At 71.4% G+C, this 18,169-nt stretch carries 17 protein-coding genes and 1 pseudogene; 6 read left to right on the top strand and 12 right to left on the bottom strand.

All coding sequences use genetic code 11. The features are described 5' to 3' along the window. Positions 1-16 precede the first annotated feature (16 nt). From ACZ6TD_RS03775 to ACZ6TD_RS03765, 3 genes are read left to right on the top strand one after another with little or no spacing between them, the layout of a single operon-like run. Positions 17-1,393: an NtaA/DmoA family FMN-dependent monooxygenase gene (locus ACZ6TD_RS03775; protein WP_471350409.1), complete on the top strand. Its 1,377-nt coding sequence runs from the start codon at positions 17-19 to the stop codon at positions 1,391-1,393. Beyond that, on the top strand, positions 1,390-2,481 hold the full coding sequence (locus ACZ6TD_RS03770) for an LLM class flavin-dependent oxidoreductase (RefSeq protein WP_471350404.1): 1,092 nt from the start codon (positions 1,390-1,392) through the stop codon (positions 2,479-2,481). The genes ACZ6TD_RS03775 and ACZ6TD_RS03770 overlap by 4 nt, the downstream gene beginning before the upstream one ends. 13 nt (positions 2,482-2,494) lie before the next feature. Then, positions 2,495-3,622 (top strand): MsnO8 family LLM class oxidoreductase, encoded by a 1,128-nt coding sequence (locus tag ACZ6TD_RS03765; protein ID WP_471350401.1) that lies wholly within the window; start codon positions 2,495-2,497, stop codon positions 3,620-3,622. A 10-nt stretch (positions 3,623-3,632) separates the two neighbouring features. Here the strand turns inward: ACZ6TD_RS03765 and ACZ6TD_RS03760 are convergent, their stop codons facing one another. The 4 genes from ACZ6TD_RS03760 to ACZ6TD_RS03745 all read right to left on the bottom strand — a co-directional run bounded on the left by ACZ6TD_RS03760 (position 3,633) and on the right by ACZ6TD_RS03745 (position 7,541). Beyond that, positions 3,633-4,532, bottom strand: a complete 900-nt coding sequence (locus ACZ6TD_RS03760) for an ABC transporter ATP-binding protein (RefSeq protein ID WP_471350398.1) — start codon at positions 4,530-4,532, stop codon at positions 3,633-3,635. A 4-nt stretch (positions 4,533-4,536) separates the two neighbouring features. After that, entirely contained in the window at positions 4,537-5,499 is a 963-nt protein-coding gene (locus ACZ6TD_RS03755; RefSeq protein ID WP_471350394.1) for a FecCD family ABC transporter permease, read from the bottom strand. A gap of 56 nt (positions 5,500-5,555) precedes the next feature. After that, positions 5,556-6,596, bottom strand: a complete 1,041-nt coding sequence (locus ACZ6TD_RS03750) for an ABC transporter substrate-binding protein (protein ID WP_471350389.1) — start codon at positions 6,594-6,596, stop codon at positions 5,556-5,558. Positions 6,597-6,842: 246 nt separating this feature from the next. Continuing rightward, positions 6,843-7,541, bottom strand: a complete 699-nt coding sequence (locus ACZ6TD_RS03745) for a DJ-1/PfpI family protein (RefSeq protein WP_471350385.1) — start codon at positions 7,539-7,541, stop codon at positions 6,843-6,845. 289 nt (positions 7,542-7,830) lie between these two features. On the opposite strand from ACZ6TD_RS03745, the gene ACZ6TD_RS03740 reads away from it, so the two are divergent. After that, the gene (locus tag ACZ6TD_RS03740) at positions 7,831-8,910 is read left to right on the top strand and encodes an RICIN domain-containing protein (RefSeq protein WP_471350382.1); all 1,080 of its coding nucleotides are present in this window, start codon (positions 7,831-7,833) and stop codon (positions 8,908-8,910) included. On the opposite strand, the gene ACZ6TD_RS03735 is transcribed toward ACZ6TD_RS03740, so the two are convergent. The 5 genes from ACZ6TD_RS03735 to ACZ6TD_RS03715 all read right to left on the bottom strand — a co-directional run bounded on the left by ACZ6TD_RS03735 (position 8,880) and on the right by ACZ6TD_RS03715 (position 13,098). Then, entirely contained in the window at positions 8,880-9,557 is a 678-nt protein-coding gene (locus ACZ6TD_RS03735) for a S26 family signal peptidase (RefSeq protein WP_471350379.1), read from the bottom strand. The two genes, ACZ6TD_RS03740 and ACZ6TD_RS03735, sit on opposite strands and share 31 nt — an antisense overlap. Before the next feature lie 66 nt (positions 9,558-9,623). Continuing rightward, positions 9,624-11,444 (bottom strand): ABC transporter ATP-binding protein, encoded by a 1,821-nt coding sequence (locus tag ACZ6TD_RS03730; RefSeq protein ID WP_471358814.1) that lies wholly within the window; start codon positions 11,442-11,444, stop codon positions 9,624-9,626. A 146-nt stretch (positions 11,445-11,590) separates the two neighbouring features. Next, positions 11,591-12,145, bottom strand: a complete 555-nt coding sequence (locus tag ACZ6TD_RS03725; protein ID WP_471350376.1) for a thioredoxin domain-containing protein — start codon at positions 12,143-12,145, stop codon at positions 11,591-11,593. Between the two features lie 51 nt (positions 12,146-12,196). Next, a complete protein-coding gene (locus ACZ6TD_RS03720) occupies positions 12,197-12,778 on the bottom strand; it encodes a MauE/DoxX family redox-associated membrane protein (RefSeq protein ID WP_471350373.1) in 582 nt (193 codons plus the stop codon). A gap of 134 nt (positions 12,779-12,912) precedes the next feature. Continuing rightward, positions 12,913-13,098, bottom strand: coding sequence for a hypothetical protein (locus ACZ6TD_RS03715; RefSeq protein WP_470008856.1), 186 nt, complete (start codon positions 13,096-13,098; stop codon positions 12,913-12,915). A 223-nt stretch (positions 13,099-13,321) separates the two neighbouring features. Here ACZ6TD_RS03715 and ACZ6TD_RS03710 point away from each other — a divergent pair. Next, positions 13,322-13,588, top strand: a pseudogene (locus ACZ6TD_RS03710) (DUF4395 domain-containing protein); the annotation flags it as partial. Here ACZ6TD_RS03710 and ACZ6TD_RS03705 read toward each other — a convergent pair. From ACZ6TD_RS03705 to ACZ6TD_RS03695, 3 genes are all read right to left on the bottom strand, one after another. Further along, on the bottom strand, positions 13,589-15,025 hold the full coding sequence (locus tag ACZ6TD_RS03705) for a PLP-dependent cysteine synthase family protein (protein WP_471350369.1): 1,437 nt from the start codon (positions 15,023-15,025) through the stop codon (positions 13,589-13,591). It abuts the pseudogene before it with no gap. A gap of 188 nt (positions 15,026-15,213) precedes the next feature. Beyond that, on the bottom strand, positions 15,214-16,413 hold the full coding sequence (locus ACZ6TD_RS03700) for a S8 family peptidase (RefSeq protein ID WP_471350367.1): 1,200 nt from the start codon (positions 16,411-16,413) through the stop codon (positions 15,214-15,216). A 271-nt stretch (positions 16,414-16,684) separates the two neighbouring features. Beyond that, positions 16,685-17,620 (bottom strand): NADP-dependent oxidoreductase, encoded by a 936-nt coding sequence (locus ACZ6TD_RS03695; protein ID WP_471350365.1) that lies wholly within the window; start codon positions 17,618-17,620, stop codon positions 16,685-16,687. A gap of 185 nt (positions 17,621-17,805) precedes the next feature. Here ACZ6TD_RS03695 and ACZ6TD_RS03690 point away from each other — a divergent pair, with 185 nt between their 5' ends. Further along, the gene (locus ACZ6TD_RS03690) at positions 17,806-18,123 is read left to right on the top strand and encodes a MarR family winged helix-turn-helix transcriptional regulator (RefSeq protein ID WP_471350362.1); all 318 of its coding nucleotides are present in this window, start codon (positions 17,806-17,808) and stop codon (positions 18,121-18,123) included. Positions 18,124-18,169: the final 46 nt, after the last annotated feature.

Raw genomic sequence — 18,169 nt, 5'->3', positions numbered from 1 at the left:
GGAGGGACCACCGACCATGAGCACACCGCTCAAGCAGATCCACCTGGCGGCGCACTTCCCCGGCGTCAACAACACCACGGTGTGGAGCGATCCGGAGGCGGGCAGCCATATCGAGTTCAGCTCGTTCGCCCACTTCGCGCGCACCGCCGAGCGCGCCAAGTTCGACTTCCTGTTCCTCGCCGAAGGGCTGCGGCTGCGCGAACAGGGCGGGAAGATCTACGACTTGGACGTGGTGGGGCGGCCGGACACCTTCACCGTCCTGTCCGCGCTCGCCGCCGTCACCGACCGCCTCGGCCTGACCGGCACCATCAACTCCACCTTCAACGAGCCCTACGAGGTGGCTCGCCAGTTCGCCAGCCTCGACCACCTGTCGGGCGGGCGCGCCGCGTGGAACGTCGTCACCTCGTGGGACGCCTTCACCGGGGAGAACTTCCGCCGCGGTGGCTTCCTCCCGCAGGACGAACGGTATTCCCGGGCCAAGGAGTTCCTGGCCACCGCCACCGAGCTGTTCGACTCCTGGCGGGGCGACGAGATCGTCGCCGACCAGGCATCCGGCACCTTCCTGGGCGACGCGCGGGCCGGGGCCTTCGCCCACCGGGGACAGCACTTCGACATCGCCGGGCAGTTCAACGTCCCGCGCAGCCCGCAGGGCCGTCCGGTGATCTTCCAGGCCGGTGACTCCGAGGAAGGCAGGGAGTTCGCAGCGGCCGCCGCCGACGCCATCTTCAGCCGGTACAGCACCTTCAAGGAGGGGCAGGCGTTCTACACGGACGTCAAGGGCCGCCTCGCCCGCCACGGCCGCACCCACGACCAGTTGCTGATCCTGCCCGCGGCCACCTTCGTCCTCGGCGACACCGACGCCGAGGCGCAGGAGCTGGCCCACGAGGTGCGCCGCCAACAGGTCAGCGGCGCCACCGCGATCAAACACCTGGAGTTCGTCTGGAACCGCGACCTGTCCGCGTACGACCCGGACGGCCCGCTCCCCGACATCGACCCGGACCCCGGCGAGCACACCATCGCCCGCGGCCGCGCCCAGGTGCGGATGTACCGCGATCCGCTGGCCGTCGCCCGGGAGTGGCGGGAGCTGGCGGCGGCGAACAAGTGGTCCATCCGTGACCTGGTCATCGAGACCGGCAACCGCCAGTCGTTCATCGGCTCCCCGGCCACGGTCGCCGAGACCATCAACTCCTTCGTCCAGGCCGATGCCAGCGACGGCTTCATCCTCGTACCGCACATCACCCCCGGCGGGCTGGACGTCTTCGCGGACACCGTCGTCCCGCTGCTGCAGGAGCGCGGGGTGTTCCGCACCGAGTACGAGGGCACGACCCTGCGCGACCACCTCGGTCTGGCCCACCCGGGCACCGAGGCGCACCGGGAACGGGCCGCGTCGTGAAGTTCCTGGCCATCACCCTCATCGTGCACGCCCCGGACCCGGTGACCGGGATAGCGAAGACGACCGGTGAGCGCTTCCGCGAGGTGATCGGCAACGCGCTGCTGGCGGAGGAACTCGGCTTCGACGGCTTCGGCGTCGGCGAACGCCACGAACGGCCGTTCATCTCCTCCTCACCACCGGTCGTGCTCAGCCACCTCGCCGCACTCACCTCCCGGATCCGGCTGTTCACCGCGGTGACCACGCTCAGCCTGCTCGATCCGGTGCGCGCCTACGAGGACTACGCCACCCTGGACCACCTCTCCGCCGGTCGCCTCGAGCTGATCATCGGCAAGGGCAACGGCACCGCCCAGCGCGAGCTGTTCCAGGTCACCCCCGAGGACCAGTGGGACCGCAACGCGGAAGGCTACGAGCTGTTCCGCCGCATCTGGCGGCAGGACAAGGTGACCGCCGCACCGCGCTTCCGACCCGCCCTGACCGACGCCGAGGTGTGGCCGAGACCCCTCCAGCGGCCCATCCGGGTCTGGCACGGCAGCGCCACCAGCCGGGAGTCGGTCGACCTCGCCGCCCGCTACGGTGACCCGCTGTTCTCGGCCAATGTCACCCACCCCATCGAGCCGTACGCCGAACTGGTCCGCCACTACCGGGAGCGCTGGGAGGCGTACGGCCACGACCCCGCCCGCGCCGTGGTCGGCGCCGGGACAGCGGGTTACTACGCGGCCCGCACCTCGCAGGAGGCCATCGCCGCCTACCGCCCGGTGTTCGAAGGCTGGCTGGCCTTCCAGAAGCAGCTCGGCCTCGAACCGGTGTTCCCGACCCTGGAGGACTTCGTCGAGCGCAGCTCGGCGCTGATCGGCAGCCCTCAGCAGGTCATCGAGAAGGTGCACCGCTACCACGAGGAGTTCGGACACACCGTGCTGCACCTGCACGCGGACGCGGACGGACTCACCGACGCCCAGCACCGCGCCTCGCTCGAACTCTTCCAGTCCGACATCGCGCCGGTACTGCGACGCGACATCCCGGATCCGCCATTCGACTGGGCCCCGGTGCTCGGCACGCCCGAACCCGCCTCCCCGCCCGCCGACCGCTGAGGAGACCCCGACCGTGTCCGGCATCCCCCTCGCAGTCCTCGACCTCGTGCCCATCTCCTCCGGCTCCACCGCGGCCGAGGCACTGCGCAACAGCATCGACCTCGCCCAGCAGACGGAGCGGTTCGGCTATGCGCGCTACTGGTTCGCCGAACACCACCTCAACCCGGGCGTGGCCGGGACCTCGCCCGCCGTCGTCCTGGCCCTGACCGCCTCCGCCACCTCCACGATCCGCCTCGGCTCCGGGGCCGTACAGCTCGGCCACCGCACCGCCCTGTCCACCGTCGAGGAGTTCGGCCTGATCGACGCCCTGCACCCCGGACGGCTGGACCTCGGGCTCGGCCGCTCCGGCGGACGTCCCACCGAGCGCACCGGCGACGCACCGCCCACCACCACCCCCGTCGTCGACGGACGCACCCCGAACGGCCTGCGCATCCCGCCCAAGTTCTCCTTCCACCGACTGCTCGGATCGCCCCGCATCGCCCTCCAGCGGCGACTCCTCCAGCAGCCGGGCGCGGAAGCGCAGGACTACGGCGAACAGATCGACGACATCCTCGCGCTCCTGCGCGGCGACTACCGCTCCGCCGAGGGCGTCGAGGCACACGCGATACCCGGCGAAGGCGCCGAGGTGCAGGTGTGGATCCTCGGCAGCAGCGGCGGGCGGAGCGCCCAGGTCGCGGGCCGGGGCGGCCTGCGCTTCGCCGCCAACTACCACGTCAGCCCGGCCACCGTCCTGGAGGCCACCGAGGCATACCGCGCCGCGTTCCAGCCGTCCGAGACACTCGACAAGCCGTACGTCAGCGTCTCCGCCGATGTCGTGGTGGCCGAGGACGACGCGACGGCCCGCGACCGCGCCGCGGGCTACGGTCCATGGGTCCGCAGCATCCGCACGGCCGAGGGCGCCATTCCCTTCCCCAGCCCCGAACAGGCCCGCGCCCACGTCTGGACCGACGCGGACCGGGAGCTGGTCGCCGACCGCGTGGACACCCAGTTCGTGGGCTCGCCCGCGCGCGTCGCCGACCAGCTCGAACAACTCCAGGAAGCCACCGGCGCGGACGAGCTGCTCATCACCACCATCACCCACGGCCACGCCGACCGGGTGCGCTCCTACGAACTGCTCGCCGAGGAGTGGCGACGCCGCTGAGCAGAGGGGGTCAGGGGCGTGGCGGGCGCCGGCGTCGCGCGGGATCGGCGTTTCGCCCTCGTGGCGTCCCTGGTTGAGTGCCTGTGCGGGAGGTCGGGGCTGCCGGTGTTGTAGCCCGGCGCGTGGATTTCTCTCCGTCGGCGAGGGCATGGGCGGCGTACGTGATGCGGATGACACCGTCGGCGTGCCGTTCCGTGCGTGCGCGGACGCCGAAAACGTCGCTGAGTATCCGCGGGACCAGTACGTCCAGGACCGGTCCCGCTGCCACCACGGTTCCCTCGTGCAGGACGACCAGGTGGTCGCAGAGCCGGGCGGCCAGGTCGAGGTCGTGCAGGACCGCCAGCGTGGTGATGCCGGTGGCGCGGATGAGGTCCAGCAGCTCGAAGCGGGCGCGGATGTCGAGGTGGTTGGTGAGTTCGTCCAGCACGAGGAGCTGGGGGCTCTGGGCCAATGCGCGGGCCAGCAGAACGCGTTGGCGTTCTCCGCCGGACAGCGAGGCGTAGTCCCGGTCCGCGAACGGTCGTAGGCCGCAGCGGTCGACGGCGTCGGCCACTGCCCGGTGGTCCTCGGCTCCGTCGCGCCCCAGCAGACCGTGGTGGGGGGCGCGGCCGAGAGCGACGATCTCGGTTACGGTCAGTCCGGTGGTGTTGCCGCCGCCGTCCTGGAGGACGGCGGCGGTGCGACGGGCCGCGGTGCGGGGGGACAGGGCCCATACGTCGTCCTCGCCGACCCTGACCACACCGTCCGCCGGGCGCAGTGAGCGGTAGACGGTGCGTAGCAGGGTGGACTTGCCGCTGCCGTTGGGACCGACGAGACCGACGATGTCGCCCTTGCGCGCCCGAAGGCTGACATCGCGGAGGATCGGGTTGCGGTCGAGCGTGACGTGGAGCCGATCGACGGTGAGTTTCATGCTTCTAGTCCAGGCTCTTGTTGCGGCGCAGCAGCCACAGGAAGAAGGGAGCTCCGAGCAGGGCGGTGAGGATGCCCAGGGGGATTTCGTCGGGGCGGTTGAGGGTGCGGGAGAGCAGGTCGACGAGGAGCAGGTAGACGGCTCCCAGCAGGGCGGTCAGGGGGAGCAGCCGGCGGTGGTCGGCGCCGGTGGTCAGGCGCACCAGATGCGGGATCATCAGGCCGACGAAGCCGATGCTGCCGGCGACGGCGATGACGGTTCCCGTCAGCAGGGCGGTGAGCACCAGGAGTACGGCGCGCAGCCGGTTGACGTCGACGCCGAGCGCGGTGGCGGACTCGTCGCCGGCCAGCAGTGCATTGAGCCGTCGGCCGAAGAGAGTGAGGAGCGTGGTGGTGACGAGCACCACCACGGTGACTGTGGGGAGTTGGTCCCACTGGGCGCCGGCGACGCTGCCCAGCATCCAGAACATGACCGTCCGCAACTCGGTCGGTGTCGCCTGGAGCTGCAGGTAGCTCGTGGCCGAGAGGAAGACGTAGCCGACGGCGACGCCGGCCAGTACCAGCCGGGTCGGGGCCAGGCGCCCCCGCCGTTGTCCGAGGGCGAAGACCAGCGCGCCGGCGGCGACCGCGCCGAGGAAGGCAGCCGCCGACACCCCGAGCCCGGCCAGCGCCGCGCCGCCGCCCAGGGTGATGACCAGCACCGCGCCGAGCGTGGCACCGTAGGAGAAACCCAGCACGATGGGGTCGGCCAGCGGGTTGGACACGACGGTCTGCAGCACGGCGCCGGACACGGCCAGGCCCGCGCCGACCAGAGCGGCCAGGACGACCCGCGGGGTACGGAAGTTCCAGACGATCTGGTCCAGCGCCGGGTCGGACGGCGCTCCCGCGCCGGTGACATGGTGCAGGACGATCCCCCACACGTCACTGAGCGGGACGTTGACCGCGCCGATGCTGATCCCCACGATCATCGTGACGATCAGCGCGACGGGCAGGAGCGTGAACGCCAGCGGAGTCCTGAGCCGGGTCAGAAGGCTTCGGGGTGCAGCAGCTTGGCGATCTTCTCCACGGCCACGTCGTTGCTCGGGCCGAGGTACATCGAGTCCGACAGCGTCAGGTATGTGTTGTTCTTGGCGGCCGACCACTGGGGGAACTCCTTGAGCAGCTTCTTGGCGTATGCCGCCGGGTTGGGGTCGTTGTAGCTGATGACGACGAGGGCGTCGACGTCGGTGGCGGCCACCTTCTCCTTGCTCAGGTCGGCGAAGGTGGTCTTGGAGGCGTTCTCGAATGCGTTGGCGCCGCCGGCCTTGGCGAGGATGTCGTTGACAATGCCCTTGCTGAAGACCGAGCTGAAGTCGTTGCCGCCCATGGCCATGTTGGAGAAGAGCACCATGACCTTCGGGCGCTTCTCTCCCTTGACCTTTTCGGAGACCGCCGCGATGTTCTTCTCGGACTCGGCGATCAGTTTCTCGGCCTTGTCACTGACGTTGAAGATCTTTCCCATGTCGCGCAGCAGCGTGTAGCTCTCGGCGACGGTCATCTTGGAGGGGTCGTCGTCGCAGCCCTGCGGGGAGACGTAGCTGTTGGCTCCTACCTGCTTCAGCTGCTCGCGGGTGGCGAAGCCGTATCTCTGGTCGAAGCCGTACGTGGTGACGGACAGGACGAGGTCGGGGCGCAGTCCGAGCATGGCCTCGCGGGGGATGTCGTACGCCTCGTTGAGCTTGATGTCGCCGGTGGGCAGGGCCTTGATGGCGGCGGCCCGGCCGGCGGCCTCGGACATGCCGTAGGTCTGCTGGTTGGCGACGATCTTGTCCTGGAGGCCGAGGGCGAGGAGGGTGGAGACCTCGGCGACCGAGGCGCCGTTCATGACGACGACCCGGCTGGGGACCTTCTTGAAGGTCTCGCTCTGACCGCAGTTGTCCAGGGTCACCGGGTAGCCGGCCTTCGAGTCCGCAGCCTCGGTCGCCTTCGTGCTCGTCTGGCCGTCGTCGTAGGAACCGCCGCATGCCGCTGTGAGCAGACAGAGGGTTGCGGCCAGAGCGGTGGTGACTGGCCGGTTCATCGGCATCCGGGCTCCCTGTGCGCGAAAGACATTCACTGGCTGAAGGTTGTCTTTCACGTAGTCGGGCTGGAGTGGTCTCGAGTTCCAGGAAATTTCCGGCTACGGGCGGGCAGATGATGCCGCTGGACGAGCGGACCGATCATTCGCCGGTCGGTCTTGAACCCCGGTTGGACCGACCGACGAACCTTTGTGCACGTCGGTGGCCCGCGCCCACCCGACAGGTGGGTGCGGGCCACCGACGAATTCCGGTGATCAGGAGCTTCGCCAGACGACGCCGCGCTGCTCGTACTCCATGATGGACTCGACGCCGATGGCGACGGACGCTCCACACTCACGAGTGATCATCCAGAGCGCCAGATCGATTCCGCTGGTGACACCGCCCGCGGTCACCAGATTCCCGTCGTCAACGACTCGCGCGTCGATCACCCTGCCTCCCTGAGCGGCCAGATCGGCCTTGGCCAGGTGGTGTGTCGTACACGGACGGCCTTTGGTCAAGCCTGCTGCGGACAGCACCATGACTCCTGTGCAGACACCGGCGACGATGACTCCGGCCTGCTGTGCCCGTACGAGGTTCCGTAGGACATCTGGATCGTGGATCAGCCGATCGCCGCCGCCCGGCACGATCAGAAGATCGGTATCGGTGGGCTCCCATGCGGCCGGCACCGTGACCTTGGTGCCGAAGAAGCATGTCACCTCGCCAGGAGCCGATGGCCGTACCAGTGTCGTCTGAACCTGGCCGCCCGCCTGAACAGCGTGCCCGAGAACGTCACGCGGTCCGATGGCGTCCTGCTCCTCCACCCCGTCGTACATGAGGATCTGAACACGTAGAGGCATCGGCTTTGTCTCCTTGGCTGGTAAAGCGTCCGCGGACGCCGCGGGCGCTGCGAAGGTCCCGACCGAACCGAGACCGGCAGTCGCGACCGACGGTTTGAGCAGGTTCCTGCGCTCCATCGGCCCATCTCCTGATCGCTCGCTCGATCTCCTGTCAAGTCGGCGTCGGCCGACAGCGACGGACGGCGCGCTGGGGCGCCTCACATGCGTCACGTCCGACCCTCATCGTCCTTACGGAGCAGCGCTGACTTGCCCAATAAGTCGGTCGCGCCAGTCGTCCAGTTCCAATTGACGGCTCATCAAGTGAGCAAGCGCTTTCGGCCGCGCCAACGCCCCCCTTGTGCAGAAGTCGATAAATGGCGGACATGGCCGTTGTGGGCGATCAGGGGCCGCCATGACGATTCCGCCCATGGAACGTGACAAGGCTGGTGATCTTGAGGATGTCCAGGATGTAGGCCACTTCATGACGTTGCTGCGGGAACTCAAGGCCCGCTCCGGGCTGTCGTACCGGCGGCTCGAGGAACGGGCCGCCGCCGTGGGGGACGTACTGCCGCGCAGCAGCGTCTCCACCATGCTGAGCCGTGACCAACCGCCCCGGCCGGAGCTGCTGGCGGCCTTCGTGCGGGCGTGCGGGGACGGCGAGCGGGCCGCGCGGTGGTGCGCGGCCAGGGACCGGGTCGCACGACTCCCCGCGCCGGCGGAGGAGGCGTCGTGGGTATCGGCGGAGGCGTCGGTGCCGTCGTCCAGCGCGGTGGGCGCCGGTATTCGGCTGCCGGTGGATCAGGGCGCGCCGGACAGCGGGAGCGGTGTCGCCGCGCCTCCCGGGCCGGAGCCGGGTCCCGGACCGGGGACGGGCGGTCGGCGGGCGCGCCTCCGCCGGCACCGGCGGGGTCTGACGGTCGCCGCCGCCGCTGTGCTGACGGTCGCCCTCGGGGCCGTCGTGGCCTTCCGCCAGGATCAGGTGCCGTGGCGGCAATCCCGCGCCGCGGACCCGCCGTCCGGCGCACCGTCCGGCGCACCGGCCGGGGGTCGGCCGACACCGCCCGGCGGCTGGGTGACCATCAGGATCGCGGAGGACCCGGAGCTGTGTCTGACCGACGGCCGGGTCCGCGACTGGCGGTACACACCGCTCGTCGCGGTGCAGCGCCCCTGTGCCGAGGCGGCGCCGCAGAGCACCCTGCTGGAGCCGGCCGGCGACGGGAGGTACCACATCGTGTGGTACCACCCCGACTACGGCAGGGGCTGTCTGAAAGCGCTCGCCGACGGAGACGGCGCGGGGCTGCTGGAGCCGATGGACGTCTGCGCGGACGGCAGCCTGTTCACCATCGAGCCGTCGGGCGAGCTGAGGCGGGGCAGATATGTGCTCCGGGTCGAGGGACGCGGCTGTGTGGGCATCGTCGGCTCCAGCTCCGTCCACGGTGCGGAGGCGGTGATGCAGCGCTGCGAGGGCAAGGGCCGTCAGGTGTTCCTCATCCGGCGCGCGGGCTGATCCGAGCCCGCCACCTCGCCCAGGACGCGTTCCGCCGGGAAGTAGCCGACGTGGCGCGAGTCATAACTCTGCTCGCTGTTGTCCCCGAGCAGAATCAGCATGCCCTCGGGGACGGTCCGGTCCGGGGTGCCCCCGAGCGCGGGCAGCCCGGACCGGGGCACGGGATCGCCCGGTACGGCCGCGACCCGTTTGATGAACCACTGCCGTGCGTAGATCCGGTGCGCGGGCGCGGTCCGCGGGACGGGCGGGTCCGGCCACGGCGCCTGGTACGGCGGACGCTCCACCACCACGGCCGCCCCGCGCCCGGGGGTACGGCCGCGGCGGACCAGCACGCTGTCCCCGTCGTGGTAGGCCGGTTCCATGCTCCGGCCCGAGACGCCGACCGCCACCAGCCGCCGTTCCGCGGCCCGGGCGAGGGCGAGCCCGGCGGTGAGCAGGAGGGCGGCCGCCCCGCACCCGGCTCCCCAGCCGGGGCTGCGCACGGGCCACAGGAGCGCGGCGGTGCCCGCCCAGAGGGCCACGTCCAGCGTGAGCAGAGCGGTCCGGGTGCGGCGTGCGCGCCGGGCGCGGACACGGGCCCGGTCGGGGGCGGTCTCCGCCCAGGATGCCTCGGCCTCTGAGATGTAGGGGCCGCTGCCGGGACTCATCGTGGTGTTCTCCTCTGCGGGGTGCGTTGGGACAAGGACCGCTCAGGAATCCGCTCAGGGATCCGCTCAGGCGATATGCGGCGAGGCGTCAGGGGCGGTGGCCGGGTCCGGGGCCGCCTCCTGGCGGTAACCGGCGGCCTGGAGGGCGTACAGCCGCGCGTACCGCCCTTCCGCGCAGAGGAGTTGGCCGTGGCTGCCGTGCTCGGCGACCCGTCCCCCGTCGAGCACGACGATGATGTCGGCCTCCCGTACGGCGCCCAGGCGGTGCGAGATGAGGACGCTGGTGAGCCCCTGCCGGTGGGTCCGGAGCGAGGTGTGGATCTCGTGCTCGGCCGCCGCGTCGAGCCCGGCGGACGGCTCGTCGAGGATCATCAGATCGCGGCGGTCGCGTACGAACGCCCGGGCCAGGGCGAGCCGTTGGCTCTGCCCTCCGGAGAGCATGACTCCGGTGGCCGGGTTCCGCTTGTCCGCCTCGGCGAAGAACATCCGGGAGAGCAGGGTGTCGTAGCCGTGCGGCAGCGCCGCCACCACCTCGTGGATCCCGGCCCGCCGCGCCGCCCTTCGCAGGCGCTCCGGTTCGCCGAGGGCGTCGAGGTCGCCCTGCGCGATGCTCTCGGCAGCCGTCATGTCGTAGTCCATGTAGTCCTGGAACACAGCGCTGATGCGTCGGCGCAGATCGGCGATGTCGGCGTCGCGCAGGTCGACACCGTCCCACAGAATGCTCCCGCGGACCGGGTCGTAGAACCGGCACAACAGCTTGACCAGCGTGGACTTGCCCGAGCCATTGAGGCCGACGAGGGCGAGCGACGATCCTGCGGGGATCCACAGGTCGATACCGCGCAGCACCCAGGGATGGTCGGGAGCGTAGCGGAACCACACATCGCGCAGCTCGATGCCGCGCCGCAGCTCCGGCAGCGGGCGGGGGTCGGCGGGCGCGGAGAGTTCGGGCCCGGCGCGCACCACAGCCAGGTAGTGCCCGAACAGCAGCAGGGCGTGGTGGGTGGTCGCGGCATCGCCCGCGAGCGCCGTCAGGGCCGTCTGGACCCCGGCCACGGCGGCCAGGAAGACCGCCACATCGCCGGGGGTGAGCCCGCCTCCCCGGGCGCTGCCGACCGTCCACAGCAGCCCCGCGCCCGCCACCGACGCGGACAGCAGGCCCAGTCCGGCGCGCATCCGGACCTCCTGCCGGTCGACCGTCCGGCGGGCGGCGTCCGCGCTCCGCCGGCCGGCGAGCATCCGGCCGCGCAGAAAGGCACCGGTGCCGAAGAGGCGGATCTCCTTGGCCGCCTCGACGTTGGCGAGCAGGCCCATGTAGAAGAACTGGCGCCGCTCGTCGGGCCCGATCTCCCAGACGGTGGCGGCGCGCCTGCGCGACAGCAGGAGTTCGGCCGCCAGCACGGGCAGCGCGGCGAGCAGGACGAGCGCCATCGTCGGCGGGCTGATCACGAACAGGGAGCCGAGGAAGCCGACGACGGTGAGGGCGGACCGGACGACGCCCAGGGCTCCTTCGACGGCCTGGCCGGCGACCGGTTTGGCCACCACCGTCTGCTGGGCGAGGCGCAGCCGGTCCAGGAAGACCGGGTTCTCGAAGCGGGCGAGCCCGGGGAACCGGTCGACGGCCAGGAACAGCCGGTCCTGGGCGTACAGCCCGACCCGGCGGTCCATCTCGGTGCGCAGATAGTGGGCCAGATGCGGCAGCGCCGCGGTCGCCACCCCGGTCGCGGTCAACACGGCCACGGGGAGCAGGAGGGCGCCCACGGTGGCACCGGCGGCGAGGCGGTCGATGACGAGTTTCAGCGACCAGGCGGCCGCCACCGGGAAGAACCCCATGGCCAGTGCGGGCCCCGTGTACAGCGCGAGGATGCCGGGTGCCGCCCGCGCCACCATCCGTACCGCGTCCAGGACATGGGACGGCCGGAGGCGGGGCGCGCGTTCGTCGTCGGGGTACTCGGGGGCGGTGGCCCGGGAGGCGGGTCGTGGGTGCGTCACGGCGGGGCGTTTGCGCGTCATGGCGCGGTGGACGGCGACGCCGGTCAGCGGGCGGCGACGGCGGGACGGTCCACGTCGACCTGGTCGGCCATGACCAGGAGACGGCCGTCCGTGCTCCGGTTGACCTTGAGGACGACGGGAAAGCCCTGCACCTTGCACGCCCCGGCGACGGCGTCGGCGTCCCGGCCGGTCAGTACGCGCGCCACCGGGCGCAGCGCGGTCAGCATCGGGGCCGCCGCTTCCGCCTCCTCCGGGCTGTCGGCGATCACCGCGGCGAGGACCTGTTCGCGTCCGCGCGGCACGCTCCTGGCGTACTCGGTGAACTTCGGGAGCTTCTCCTTGCACGGGCCGCAGGTCGGGGAGAAGAAGGCGACGACGGTCTCACTGTGAATCATGCCGTCGTGCACCCGCTCCCCGTCCACGGTGGCTCCGGAGAACTCCCCGACCTCGTCCCCGGTGCCGAGGGAGAGCCGGCCGCCGCCCCGGGTGGCGAGCAGCTCGGTGTGTTCCCGCAGCCGCTTGATGACGCCGACGGTGAGCACCAGATCGAGGAGGCACAGCAGCCCGACGAGGACGAGAGTGGCGATGACGATGGGCACGGTGGGTCTCCGTTTCCTGTGCGGAGGGCAGGGGATGGCGCGGGACCCGGCTCACCGTCCCGGGCGGACGGGGTGCCGGGACCGGGCGGTACGTACGGGGCTCATGGGCCGGAAGAGGCCCGCGATGGTGTCGAGCGCGGCGACGCAGCCGCCGACGAGCAGCCCGCCGAGCGCCGCCACGAGCAGCCCGGCCGGCCGCGCGGGGCCGATGTCCGGGCGCAGCATGGTTCCGGCCGCGGCCAGGGCAAGCCCGGCGAGCAGGACGTTGCGTACGATGTGGCGCACGCCGAGCGGGCTGGTGGACGCCCCTCCGAAGCACCGGCACACCGCGTGGGTGCCCCGGGCCACGGCACAGGCGATGGCCACCGCGAAGGCCAGAAGCAGGGCCGCCGCCCCGGCCAGACCGAGCGCCGGGAGACGCGCCCACGGCGCGGCGAGCAGCAGGCAGACCAGCCCCTCGCCCGCGACGACGGCCACCGCCACCGGGCGGACGGCCCGGAGCGGCACCAGCCCCAGGTCTCCCAGGGACGAGGTGAACGCGGCGAACGAACGCCCGCTCGCCGCCTTGCCGACGGCGGCGGCCAGGAACACCGTGCCGATCAGGCAGCGGATGCCGAATTCCAGGTACTGCACGGGGACCTCCTGCGGAGCGGGAACCGGGAACGAACCGGGAACCGGGAGCCGGGGACACCAGTGGACGACGGCACGGCGGTCCGCCCGCTGTCGCACGCCGGTGCCCCCGGCCGGTTCCCTGTCACGTCACCGGATCAGCAACCCGGACAGCTGCGCCAGCAGTTGATGGAGCCGCAGTAGGTGTTGACGCAGCACGCGCTGCGCGCGCACTGCCAGCATTCGTTGAAGCACTGACACGCCTGGGCGGAAGCGGCGGCCTCCACCTTGGGCACGAACAGGCCGAGCAGCCTGCCGCCCATGGTTTCCAGCACCTTGGACATGGTTCTCCTCCTCCTGGGATGGGTGCGTCGGGAGTACGTCGCGCGAGCCGCTCCACGGGAGCGGCGAACAGCCGTTTGTTTCTGCTGTGTTCGGCTCGCGACGTCTCGGGATCCTAGGGAGGCCCGGACCGGTCCCTCCAGCGTCCCGCCGTCCGGGACGTGTCCCGGACTGTCCGGGACACTCTCCCCTTACTCCGTACGACGACGTCGGCCGCCGCCGTGCTCCCCGTACGGCTGGCTGTACCGAGTCGCCGTTCGGTCCGGGCCCCCGCCGCCCAGTGGACTGGAGGACGCCCGGCCGCCCCGCTTCGCCCGGGGCGTCGGCGTCGGCTTCAGCCCGGTCGGCACCGTCGGCTACCTCACCGGCGTCCACTGGCCGCGCCCGGCGGCGGCCGCGCTCGCCCTCGCCGCGGCCTTCCTCAACGCGGCTTTCGGCTACTGCCTCGGTTGCGAGATGTACCTGCTCATCCGCCGCGTCCGAAGCGCCTGATCACGTGTTCTCAGGTCGCCCGGCTCGCCGGTCCCGCGTCGCGGGCAGGGGGATGTGGCCGCTGGTTTGCCGCAGGGCGTCGTGGGCGATGGTGCCGGACACCCGGCCGTCGATGAGCACCCAGGCGGTGCCGCTGCCCGGGGCGAGCCGGGCAGCGGCCTCGTCCACGGGTTCGCCGATGCCCACGGCCGGGGGAGAGGGGTGGAGATGGTCGCGGAGCGGGGCGGCGGACGCTGAGGGATCCCTGGCCACCAGGGCGCGGAGCGCATCGGGCCGGACGGCGCCGATGACCTCGGACACGTCGGTCGTCGCGTTGTCGCCGGAGCGGGGGAGACGCACCGGGACGAGCGCTCCGGCGGCGGTGAGCGCGTCGGCCACCGTGGCCGTGGACGGAAGGGCGGTGAGGGGGGCCGGGCGGTCGCCCAGGACGTCGGCGACCGTCGGCGTCTCCGAGACGTCCTCCAGGAAGCCGAAGCGCCGCAGCCAGCCGTCGTCGAAGTACTTCGACAGATATCCCCGGCCCGAGTCCGGGAGCAGGACCACCACCAGGTCGTCCGGGGTAAGGGTGGCGGCCACCCGCAGCGCCGCGGCCACCGCCGTGCCCGCCGAGCCGCCCGCGAGGATGCCCTCCTCGCGGGCAAGTCGGCGCACCGTCGTGATCGACTCACGGTCTCCGATCCGCTCGAACCGGTCCACCACGGACGGGTCGTACGACTCCGGATACTCGTCCTCCGCGGTCTCCGGGTGGAGGTAATGGCCGATGCTCTCCACGTAGTACGGACTTCCGTCGCCGCCCGAGTACGTGGATGTCAGCGGATCGGCGCCGATCACCCGGACCAGGCCGCCGCTGGCCTCCTTGAGGAAGCCGCCGGTCCCGGTGACCGTTCCGCCCGTGCCGACGCCGACGACGAAGTGGGTGACCCGGCCGCCGGTCTCGGCCCAGATCTCCGGGCCGGTCGTGGTCCGGTGGGCCTCCGGATTGGCCGGGTTGTCGTACTGGTTGGCGTACCAGGCGCCAGGTGTCCGCGCCGCCAGGCGCGCGGCGACGTTGCGGACGTGTTCCGGATGTTCGCGCGGGAGCGCCCCCGTGGTGACGACCACCTCGGCGCCGTACGCCTTGAGCGTCTTGATCTTCTCGGGGCTCGTACGGTCCGGGACGACGACGATCGACCCGTAGCCCCGCTGAGCGGCGATCATGGCCAGTGCCATTCCGGTGTTGCCGGAGGTCCCCTCGACGATGACGCCGCCGGGCACCAGTGCCCCGGACTTCTCCGCCGCCAGCACCATGCCCAGCGCCGCCCGGTCCTTGACGCTGCCGGCGGGGTTGCAGAACTCCACCTTGGCGTAGACGGGGGCGGGCACCCCCGAGGCGATCCTCGTGAGTCTGACCAGCGGGGTGTTGCCGACAGCGTCGAGCAGGGATGCGTGAAGAGTCATGGTTCCGCCTGAGTGAGGCCCTGTGCGGGCCGTGAAGTGGAAGGCATCGGTCGGCTGACAGTCTGGTCCGTTTCATCACCTCCCGCGTGGAAAGCCTCGCACCGCCGGACGGCGAAGTGCCGCCCGCCGGGTGGGACCCGGCGGGCGGCGGGTGTGGTCAGCGGAGGTCCGGTGCGCCGGTCAGGGTGTCACTGGACGATCTTGAGCAGCTTGTTGGGTGAGCCCGAACCGATGCCGGAGAGCGCCCCCGAGGTGGCCCCGTTCACCAGCGCGCTCCCCACCTCGGACGGGGACGCGGTGGTGTGGCCCGAGAGGTAGATCGCCGCGGCGCCCGAGACGTGCGGGGCGGCGAAGGAGGTCCCGGAGCCCGTGTAGGTGGCGGTGTCGGAGGTGTTCCAGCCGGCCGTGATGTTCGAGCCCGGGGCGAAGAGGTCCACGGTCGAGCCGTAGTTGGAGTAGCTTGCCCGTGCGTCGGTGTTGGTGGTGGCGCCGACGGTGAGGGCGGTCGGCACCCGGGCGGGGGAGTAGTTCGCGGCGTTGGCGTTGGAATTGCCGGCCGCGATGGAGTAGGTCACGCCGGACGCGATCGACTTGGTCACCGCGTTGTCGAGGGAGGTGCTGGCGCCGCCGCCGAGCGACACGTTGGCGACGGACGGGCCGGAGTGGTTGGCGGTGATCCAGTCCACGCCCGCGATGACACCGGCCGTGGTGCCGGATCCGTCATTGCCGAGCACCCGGACCGCCACGATGTTCGCCTTCTTGGCCACGCCATAGGTGGTGCCGGCGACGGTCGTGGCCACGTGCGTGCCGTGTCCGTAGCCGTCCTGTGCGGTGGTGTCGTTGTCCACGAAGTCGTAGCCGTACGACGCCCGGCCACTGATCTGCGTGTGGGTGATCCGCACACCGGTGTCGAGGACGTAGACGGTCACGCCGCTGCCGGCACTGTCGGGGTAGGTGTAGGTGCCGCTCAGGGGCAGGTTGGACTGGTCGGCCCGGTCCAGGCCCCAGGGTGCGTTGGTCTGGGTCGCGTCGGCGTGGACCTTGTGGTCCTGCTCGACGGAGGCGACCGCCGGATCGGCGGCGAGTCTCCTGGCCTCGGTGGGCCCGAGTTTCGCCGCGTAGCCGTTCAGCGCGGCGGTGAAGGTCCGCTTCACCTCGCCGCCGTATCCGGTTATGAGGTCCTTGCCCCGGGCGGAGGACGCCGTGAAGTCGGCCGTCTTCTTCAGGGTGACGATGTAGCTGCCCGGGACCGCTTCCGCGGCTCCGGCGTTCAGGACCGTGCCTTCGGCCGGGGCGGCGTGGGCGGGGAGCACCGTGGCTGCTCCGATGGCCGCCGCGGCGGCGATTCCCGCGGCGATCCGCCGCTTGGTGGTACGCATCACTGCCATCGCGAGGGAGTCCTCCTCGGTCGGTGGCGCGCTGTGGTGCGTGCGCGCTCTGCGAGTTGTGGGCCTTGCGCGGTTCAGCCGGAAGCGCGTGGTCACGCTTCCGGCTTGTCGAGGATTCGCCGGGCCGTGTGCGGGCGGCAAGGGCTGACATCAACACGACACGCACACGTAGCGGTGCGTCATGTGCCGTTGCCGGCGGTCAAGTTCCCGCAATCACCCGTACACACCGCCTCGCGTCCGGGCGCGGAACCGCTGCTTCTCGGCCGGGCGATCAGGGAGCGATCAGGACGGTCTTGCCGGGCAGCCGCCCGGTGCCGGCATCCTCATGCACCGCACTCGACTCGATCAACGGCCGGCGGGCGGCGATGTGGAGCCGGAGCCGACCGTCATCGACCCTGGCGACCAGCTCGGTCAGCTGGGCGGCGTCGCTGCGGACGAACAGGCCCGCGGCGCGCACCGACCGGGCGGGTTCCTCGGGAACCGGGGTGGCTGTGCTGGCGGCGACCCCGCCGTCGGCGACGTAGCGCGACAGTTGCGCGGCCTCGTCCGGTGTGACGCGCACCAGGTTCAGCAGGACATGGAACGGACCACCCACGACGGCCGGGCCCTCGGCGACATCGAGGTGGCCGACGACCCGGGCCGCGCCGTAGCGCCGCAGGCGCTCGGCGTGGCGCGGACCGGCCGCAGCGGTCACGTGCGCTCCCGCCTCGACGGCGAGCTGGACCGCGAGGCCACCCACCGCACCCCCTGCCCCGTTGACCAGGACGGTCTGCCCGGGCTTCAGCTCGGCGAGTTCGAACAACGTCTGCCAGGCCGACAGGCCGACCAGGGGCAGCGCCGCGGCGTCGACCAGCTCGACCGTCCGGGGCGCCGCGACCAGGGCCTCGGCCGGGGCGAGCACGTATTCGGCGGACGCGCCGGCGGCGTTGAGGGGCAGCATCGCCACGACCCGGTCACCGACCTCCAGGCCCGTCACCTCCGCGCCGAGTTCGGCGACGGTGCCTGCCAGATCAATCCCGGGCACGTGCGGGAGGGTGATCGGGATCATCTCGGTCAGGACACCGGCGCGGATGTGATCGTCGACCGGGTTGAACGATGTGGCCGCCACCCGCACCAGCACCTGCCCGGTGCCGGGGACCGGACGCTCGATGTCCTCGTAGCGCAGGACCTCGCTGCTGCCGAAGCTGTGGTAACGCACTGCCTTCATGGCACTTTCCTCCAGTGTGTATGCGTGTATGCGTGTATCAATGCAAAGGGGCAAGGGGGTTCAGGGGCGCCGTCGTCGTCCGGCGCATCAGGAAGGGGCGGGGCCGAGCGTGATGCCTCGACCGTCAGCTGCAACGAGATGCCGGCATCTCCAACTTCGAGTACGGCGTTCTGGCCCGGTTGTCCATGACCGACGAGGCCACGATGCGACTCAGCGACCTGGCCCGGGAATGTGACAGTACCCAGCCTCGCCTGTCGAAGGTGATGGACCGCTTCGAGGCCCGCGACTGGGTCGTCCGCCGGCCCGATCCCACCGACGGCCGATACACCCTCGCCACACTGACCGACGCCGGCCGGCAGAAGGTCGTCGCGAGCGCGCCGGAACATGTCGCGCAGGTGAAGAGACTCGTCTTCGACCCCCTCAGCGCCGCTCAACGCCGCCACCTGGGCGCCGCACTCACCCGCATCGCCGCCACCGTGCGCCGAGAACTCGAAGGAGGGTGAGCGTCGTCCGACGCGCTCGTGCGGGCGCCCCGACGGCGACGACTAC

Source organism: Streptomyces yongxingensis (genome assembly GCF_055597465.1).
Note: the sequence above shows the minus strand (reverse complement) of the source record. Positions and strands in the feature narration are given on the sequence as shown.